Genomic DNA, 7,899 nt, shown 5'->3' with positions numbered 1-7,899 from the left:
GTCGTGGCCTTTACCCGCCGCGCCGTCCACGATCTGCGCACGCGCCTCGTGGCGGCAGGGCGTACGGTCGCGACCGTTTACGGGGCGCTCGGGCCGGAAGTCCGCCGGGCGGAGGCCGCGCGCTTCCGCAACGGCGAGGCGGAAATTCTCGTCGCGACCGACGCCATCGGCATGGGCCTGAATATCGGGCCGCTCAGAAGGGTGGTGTTTTCGACCCTGCGCAAGTTCGACGGCGTGCGCGAGCGCCAGCTCACGGCCATGGAGATCAAGCAGATCGCAGGTCGGGCAGGGCGCTTCGGCCACCACGACGAAGGCCTCGTGACCGCGTTGCCGGAAGCTGGCGCTTACGCTCAGGTCGAGTCCATCGTTCGCAATGCGCTGAATGGCGATGCCGCGAAACTGCGCGGCAAGGCCTATGTGCGCCCGAACCAGGAAACGGTGCTGTCGGCCAGCGAGGTGCTGCAGACGGACCGCCTCGGCCGCGTGCTGCGCCACCTGTACGACACGCTCGTGGCCGGGCATCCGGACCTGCGCATGGCCGATATGGATGAGATGATCGAGCTGGCGACGCTCCTCGATGCGGTGGACATGCCGATCCTGGACCGCTTGTCCTACGCGATGGCGCCGGTCGACGGGCGCGAGCAGCTGGCGGTCGAACTGCTGATCGACTGGGCGCGTCAGCACGCCCGCGACGGACGGGTGCGCGCGCCCGATTTCGCCGTGAATGCGGACCTTTTGAAGCTCGAGGCGCGAGTGAAGATCGCCACCAGCTGGCTTTGGCTGGCCCAGCGTTATCCGGCGGTCTTCGAGGATGTAGAGGCGGTCGTCGACCTGCGTGCGAGCCTCAATGCGAAGATCGAAGAGAAGCTTGTCGCCACCTCCGTGTCCCATCGGCGCAAGCCGGACGAGAAGGCCCGGCGCGACAGGGGCAAGAAGCCCAACAAGCAGCGGAAGAACCGGCGCGGCTGGGCCGAAAGCGATGCCGTCGAGGCAGAGCCTTCGCGCGTGAGAGGACGGTAGGTTTTCAGACCGAAAGCTCCTGCTCCACGAGGGTAACCCAGAACGCGACACCGGTCGGGATCGCGTCGTCGTTGAAATCGAATGCAGTGTTGTGATGCAACGCCCCATCGACGGCGGGGCCGTTCCCGAGCCAGACATAGGCGCCGGGCGCGGCTTCTCCGAAGAAGGCGAAATCGTCACCGGCCGTCGAGGGCTCGAAATCCGTCACCACCATTGATCCGCACACGGCCCGCGCGGCCTTGAGCGCTCGCGCCGTGGCATCCGCATGGTTGACGACCGGCGGAATGCGGCGGCGGAACTCGTAGGAAACTTCGATGCCGAACATGGCCGCGACGCCCCGCGCCAGCCGCTCGATCTCCGTTTCGAGCTGGTCGCGCACCTGCGCGGAATAGGCCCGCGCCGTTCCGCCGATTTCCACGCTATCGGGAATGACGTTGAGCGCCCGCGGATCGCCGGCCTGGATGGAGCAGGCGCTCACGACGGCAGGCTGCAACGGATTGACCACCCGTCCCACGATGGTCTGCAGGGCCGCGAGGAAGTGCCCGCTCGCCGTGATCGGGTCTTTGCCGAGATGCGGCTTGGCGCCATGGGTGCCGACCCCCTTGAACGTCACGAGCCATGTATCGGAGGAGGCCAACTGGGGGCCGACCGTCACGGCCATCTCGTCGATCGCCAGACCCGGCATGTTGTGCAGGCCGTAGACCGCATCGCAGGGAAAGAGATCGAAAAGGCCGTCCTCGACCATCTTCTTCGCCCCGCCGCGACCTTCCTCCGCCGGCTGGAAGATGAAATGGACCGTGCCGGAGAAGTTGCGGGTGCGGGCGAGGAGGCGGGCAGCCCCGAGCAGCAGGGTCGTGTGCCCGTCGTGACCGCAGGCATGCATCTTTCCGGCGAATTTCGATTTGTAGGGACGATCCGCCTGCTCGGGCATGGCGAGCGCATCCATATCGGCGCGGAGGCCGATCGTCCGCGTGCCGTTGCCTACCTGAAGGGTGCCGACGACGCCCGTCTTCCCCAAGCCCCGATGCACGCTCAGGCCTGCTTCTTCCAGGAGCGACGCGACGATCCCGCTCGTGCGCTCCTCCTCGAATCCCAGCTCCGGATGGGCATGCAGGTCTTGGCGGAGGCTGCGCAGGAATGGTAGGTCCGCCTGGATGAGGTCCTGAAAAGGCATTGCGCTGTCATCCTGATCTGGTGGGTGAGGCGTGTTCGATAGCGCGATGGCGACCGGGTCACAACCATTCAGCACAGTCGAACGGAAGATATGAGCCATGCAGCCCCATGATTTCTGGCAGGAGATTCATCCGCCTCGCACTTTCGAGCGGCTGCCGGATGGCGGGCATCGCGGGTTCTTTCCCGCCGCGTTCGAGGACGGACGCCAGCTGCGCCTGCCTATCCGCGAATTGGCCGATGGGAAGCATGCCCTGGCGTCCCTCATCATCAACCAGGCCGGGTTCGCCGTCGAAGAGGCCCTCTGCGCCAGCCTCGCCGACAAGGTCCGCGCCTTTGAGCCTGAAGTGGTGATCGGATTGCCGACCCTCGGCCTCACGCTCGTGCGCGGCACAGCGAAGAAGCTCGGACACAGCCGCTACGTCCCATTCGGGACATCGCGCAAGTTCTGGTACCGGGAGGAGCTCTCCGTCCCGATGAGCTCCATCACCAGCCCGGAGCAGATGAAGCGCCTCTACCTCGATCCGCGCATGCTGCCGCTGATCGAGAACCGGAGGGTGCTGCTGGTGGACGACGTGATCAGCAGCGGTCGCTCCATCGTCGCGGCCTTGAAGCTGCTGGAAGCCTGCGGGATCAGTCCGGTCGCCATCGGAGCGGCGATGCTGCAGACGAACGCTTGGGAACAGCCGGTTTCAGCCATCTATTCCCATTCGCCGGATCGGGTGGTCGGCGTGCTGCGAACTCCCCGTCTCAAGCGGGCTCCTGCAGGTGGATGGTTTCCCGAATAGCTGCCTTGAATTTGCGAGTTTTTTGAGCAGAAAGCCTGCAAGGTGGTCAAAGACCTTGGCTGGCAGGGCTTCCCCGGGCCCATGGTTGTGCTAATGCGTGGTGCCGATAGGGCAGTGATGGCCCCCCGTAAAGGGTATCGGCACCATATCGTCGGCTTTGAAACAGTGGAACCAGGAGATTCTGAGATGGTTGGGCGTTGGCGCAAACCGATTGCGGGCATGGCACTGGCTCTGACGGCATTGTCCGCGGCTCCCGCCATGGCGCAGAACAAGACCCTTACGATCTCCTGGTGGGGCTTCAACGGCGACAAGCTCGAAGAGATCATTCTCAAGCCGTTTCGCGCCCAATGCGGTTGCGATCTCGTCTTCGAGACGGGCAACAACGCAGACCGCTTGAACAAGATCAAGATCCGCGGCGGCGGCGGTGTCGATGTCGTGTACCTCACGGACAGCTATTCGCAGCTCGGCATCCAGGAAGGCCTGTTCCAGCCCGTGGATCGCGCGAAGGTCCCCAACATCAACGGCATCTACGATCTCGCCAAGGAGCCACAGGGCAAGTTCGGACCGGCCTACACCATCGGCCGCATCGGCATCATCTATGACAGCGCCAAGGTCTCCGCTCCGATCACCTCCTGGAACGACCTGTGGCGGGAGGATCTCAAGCGCCGCGTCTCTCTGCCCGGCATCACCACGACCGCCGGTCCGATGACGGTTCTGGTCGCGGCCAGCAAAGCCGGCGTCGATCCCTACAAGGATGAGAGCGCGGCGTTCAAGGCTCTCGAACAGCTGAAGCCCAACGTCGTGAAGAACTACAACACCGGTTCCGAGCTCGTGAACCTGTTCTCGACCGGCGAAGTCTCGGTCGCCATGGCGCAGGACTTCACCCTCGCGCAGATCCAGGCGGCCGTGCCGACGGTGCGATGGGCTGAGCTGAAAGAGGGCGATTACGCCACCCTCAACACGGTGAACATCGCCAAGGGCGCGGCGAACCCCGAGCTGGCGCACCAGTTCATCAACTTCATCCTCGATCCCAAGATCCAGCAGACCCTGGCCGAGCGCGGCGTGGACGCTCCCGTTGCCACCGCCGTGCAGCTGACGCCCGAACAGGCCTCCCGCTGGACCTATGGCCAGAAGATGATCTCGTCGCTCAGGCGCCTCGACTACGAGAAGCTGAATGCTGCCAAGACCGACTGGCTCGACGCCTGGAGCGAGGTCTTCGGGAAGTAACCCTGCCATCATGACAGCAAGACATTTGTGGCGCCCGAGCGGCGCAACCGGGTGGGCGCTGACCGCGCCCGCCACTCTCGCCGTGATCGGGTTCCTGATCGTGCCCATCGGGGCCGTGATCGCCGGAACCTTCATGGATCCGCGCGGGATCTTCGCCCCCTACATTTCCTATTTCAACAGCGGCTTCCGCACGACTGTCCTTTTCCGGACGCTGCAGATCTCGGCCCTGACGACGATCATCTCCCTGATCTTCGGCTTCATGACCGCCTATGTGGTGTCGCGGGCGCAGGGCAAGGTGAAGAGCCTGCTCATCGTGGCGGCCGTCTTTCCGCTGCTCACGGGCGTCGTGGTCCGCGCCTTCGCGTGGCTCATCATCCTGGGTCGAAACGGCATCCTGAACCAGACCCTGCTGGCGCTCGGGATCGTCAACGAGCCGCTCGAGATGCTCTATACGCAGGGCGCCGTCATCGTCGGCATGGTGTATCTCTTCGTGCCGCTCATGGTCCTGTCCCTGGTGGGCGTGCTGGAGAACATTCCCAAGGACGTGCTGCAGGCCTCCTCGTCCCTGGGCGCCTCGCCCGTGGCGACGTTCTGGCAGGTGCTGCTGCCGCTCGCCGTGCCGGGGCTCATCGTCGGTGCTGTGCTGGTCTTCACCGGCAGCTTCACGGCCTACGCCACGCCGCAGCTCCTGGGCGGTGAGCGCCAGACCGTTCTCGCGACGCTGCTGCAGCAGCGCGCCATGGTGTCCTTCGACTGGGTCGGCGCCTCGACCATCGCGGCGATCATGACGGTGATCACCATCACCATCGTCCTTGCCATGAGCCACATCGCCCGCCGCATCAACCCCATGGCCACGTGATGTCCGACAGACCTCATCCCATCCTCATCGTCGTGACGGCCCTGGTCTATCTCTTCCTGATGGTGCCGCTCGTCATCGTGGTCGGCGCGGCGTTGAGCGACACGACGTACCTGACCTTCCCGCCGCAGGGGCTTTCCCTGCGCTGGTTCTATAACATCTTCGAGATCAGCGCCTTCCGGCGCACCATCGTGACCAGCCTGCAGATCGCCTTCCTGGGCACGATGATCGCGCTTCTGATCGGCATTCCGGCTGCCTATGCGCTCAACCGCTTCCGGGTCGAGCTGCCGAAATGGCTCGGCACCCTGTTCGTGCTGCCGATCCTCGTGCCCGAGATCGTATTCGGTTTCGCCCTGCTGAAGTCGTTCACGGTCGGCACGGGCGCGCCGATCTTCCTGGCGCTGCTCATCGGACACACGCTCATCGTGCTGCCCTACGTGGTGCGGGTGATCAGCGCCAGTCTCGCGTCCTTCGATTTCTCCATCGAGGAGGCGGCGATCAGCCTCGGCAGTGCGCCGGTGAAAACCTTCTTCACCATCGTGCTGCCGAATGTCAGGGGAGGGGTGATCGCGGCGTTCATTCTCGCCTTCATCACGTCGCTCAACGACGTGTCGGTGTCGCTCTTCCTGACCGGACCGGGCATCAGCACCCTGCCGATCCAGATCCTGGCGCATGTGGAGCAGTTCTTCGATCCGACCGTCGCGTCCGTCTCCGTCCTCCTGATGTTCCTCACCGTGGCCGTGATGGCCATCGTCGAGCGGACACTCGGCCTCACCTTTCTTGCGAAGTAGTTTTCCGTGACACAGCCTCTCGATATCAACGCCGTTTCCGCCCATTACGGAACGACCAAGGTTCTCGAAGACCTCTCGCTCTCGGTCCAGGCCGGCGAACTCGTGTCTCTCCTCGGGGCAAGCGGCTGCGGCAAGACCACCACCCTGCGCCTCATCGCCGGGTTCCTGTCTCCGACAAGCGGATCCATCTCGCTCGGCGGGCGCGACCTGACGCGTCTGCCGACCCACAAGCGCGATATCGGCCTCGTCTTCCAGAACTATGCGCTGTTTCCGCACCTGTCGGTCCTAGACAACGTCGCCTTCGGCCTTAAGCAGCGCGGCATTGGCCCAGCCGAGCGCCGCAAGCGGTCCCTCGCCATGCTGGAGCGCGTCGGGCTCGCGACCCTGGCGGACCGTACCCCCGGAGCGCTTTCAGGCGGGCAGAAGCAGCGCGTGGCGCTCGCCCGAGCTCTTGTGATCGAGCCGCCGCTCCTGATGTTCGATGAGCCGCTCTCCAACCTCGATGCCAAGCTCAGGGTCGAGATGCGCGTGGAGATCCGGCAGCTGCAGCGGGCCAACGGCACCACCTCGGTCTATGTCACGCACGACCAGGAGGAGGCGTTCTCGATCTCCGACCGCGTCGCCATCATGAATGCCGGGCGGCTCATGCAGTTCGACCGACCGGAGGTGCTCTACAGGCGACCGGCGAACACCTTCGTGGCCCGTTTCGTCGGCTTCGAGAACGTCATTCCGTTCAAGGTCATGGCGCGAGACGGCGACGAGGTCACGGCGGAGACGTCCGGGATGCGGCTGCGCCTTGCGCAAAGCCTGTTCGGCGCCATCCCCGACACGTTCTTGCTCGCGACACGACCCGATGGTCTGACGGTTTCCACCGATGCAGCCGCCGAGGGGCTGCCGGCACAGCTGGGCCTGAGAACCTATCTCGGTCGCGCCTATCAATACCAGTGCCAGACGGCTGCCGGCCACCTTATCGCCAATGGCAGCCTCACGAACCCGCTGAAAGCGGGCGCGAATGTGAAACTCGTGCCTGTGCCGGAGCAATGCACGATCCTGGCTTCGGAGGAAGGCTGACGATGGCCGCGATCCTCATCCAGAACGCCTGCCTGCTTCCCATCGACGATACCATGAGCGTCATCGAGCGCGGATGGGTACATATCGAAGGCAGCACGATCCAGGCGATAGGCATCGGCGAGCCGCCGCGGATCGAAGGCGCCGAAATTATCGATGTGGATGGCGATGTGGTCATGCCCGGCATGGTCAATCCCCATGCCCACTTGGCGATGACCTTGTTCCGTGGTCTCGGCGAGGACGTGGACGACCGGCTGTTCCGTTACGTGCTGCCCATGGAGCGCAAGTTCGTCTCGCCCGAGATGGTGCGGGTCGGGACACAGCTCGGGGCTCTCGAATCCATCGAGGCGGGCGTCACCACCATCGCGGACATGTATTATTACGAGACGGAGGTCGGGCGCGCCCTGGATCAGGCGGGCCTGCGCGGCGTGGTCGGCCAGACCCTCGCGACCTTCGACCCGCCGGATCACAAGAGCCTCGATCAGGGCTTCGCTCTGGTCGAGGAGCTCGTAGCCGAGTTCTCCGGCCATGAGCGGATCGTGCCGTCGATCGCGCCTCACGCTCCCTATTCGACCGACATCGACGTGATGGCCCGCGTCGCCCGCTGGGCCGAGGCTCATCCGGATGTTCCGGTGCAGCTCCATCTCGCGGAGATGGACAGCGAGATGGAATGGTGCCGCAAGAACCACGGGCTTCGGCCCGTCGCGGTGGTCGAGAAGGCGGGACTTCTGCGTCCGGGCCTGATTGCTGCGCATTGCCTGCACATCGATCCGTTCGAGATCGAGCGGATGGCGAAGGCGGATGTGCGGGTGGCCCATAATGCCCGCTCGAATGCGAAGGCCGGTCGCGGCATCGCGCCCGTCGAGGCCATGCGCGCCGCGGGCATCAAGGTCGGCATCGCCACCGACGGGCCGATGAGCGGCAACACTCTCGACCTGTTCAGCCAGTTCGGCCCGGTCTCGATGTTTCAGAAGCTGCT

Annotated in this window: 8 protein-coding genes; 7 read left to right on the top strand and 1 reads right to left on the bottom strand. The window is 64.7% G+C overall.

What is annotated here, in order from left to right:
• The coding region (locus tag OC446_RS28480) for a helicase-related protein (RefSeq protein ID WP_262032308.1) at positions 1–1,020 on the top strand (1,020 nt) is incomplete at its 5' end.
• A gap of 4 nt (positions 1,021–1,024) precedes the next feature.
• Here OC446_RS28480 and OC446_RS28475 read toward each other — a convergent pair.
• Complete coding sequence (locus OC446_RS28475) at positions 1,025–2,194, bottom strand: M20 aminoacylase family protein (protein WP_262032307.1); 1,170 nt, start codon at positions 2,192–2,194, stop codon at positions 1,025–1,027.
• A 97-nt stretch (positions 2,195–2,291) separates the two neighbouring features.
• Here OC446_RS28475 and OC446_RS28470 point away from each other — a divergent pair, with 97 nt between their 5' ends.
• The 6 genes from OC446_RS28470 to OC446_RS28445 all read left to right on the top strand — a co-directional run.
• Positions 2,292–2,978, top strand: coding sequence for a phosphoribosyltransferase (locus tag OC446_RS28470; RefSeq protein ID WP_262032306.1), 687 nt, complete (start codon positions 2,292–2,294; stop codon positions 2,976–2,978).
• 186 nt (positions 2,979–3,164) lie between these two features.
• Positions 3,165–4,205, top strand: a complete 1,041-nt coding sequence (locus OC446_RS28465; RefSeq protein WP_262032305.1) for an ABC transporter substrate-binding protein — start codon at positions 3,165–3,167, stop codon at positions 4,203–4,205.
• A gap of 10 nt (positions 4,206–4,215) precedes the next feature.
• The gene (locus OC446_RS28460; RefSeq protein WP_262032304.1) at positions 4,216–5,064 is read left to right on the top strand and encodes an ABC transporter permease; all 849 of its coding nucleotides are present in this window, start codon (positions 4,216–4,218) and stop codon (positions 5,062–5,064) included.
• On the top strand, positions 5,061–5,852 hold the full coding sequence (locus OC446_RS28455) for an ABC transporter permease (protein ID WP_262032303.1): 792 nt from the start codon (positions 5,061–5,063) through the stop codon (positions 5,850–5,852). Before OC446_RS28460 ends, OC446_RS28455 begins: the two co-directional genes overlap by 4 nt.
• Before the next feature lie 6 nt (positions 5,853–5,858).
• Complete coding sequence (locus OC446_RS28450) at positions 5,859–6,923, top strand: ABC transporter ATP-binding protein (RefSeq protein WP_262032302.1); 1,065 nt, start codon at positions 5,859–5,861, stop codon at positions 6,921–6,923.
• Between the two features lie 2 nt (positions 6,924–6,925).
• Positions 6,926–7,899: amidohydrolase family protein (locus OC446_RS28445; protein WP_262032301.1), on the top strand; the 974-nt coding region annotated here is incomplete at its 3' end.

Origin of the sequence: Microvirga sp. Mcv34 (genome assembly GCF_024519725.1) — a bacterium.
Taxonomy (GTDB): Bacteria; Pseudomonadota; Alphaproteobacteria; order Rhizobiales; family Beijerinckiaceae; genus Microvirga.
The sequence above is the reverse complement of the archived record's forward strand: the minus strand, read 5'-3'. Positions and strand labels throughout refer to the sequence as shown.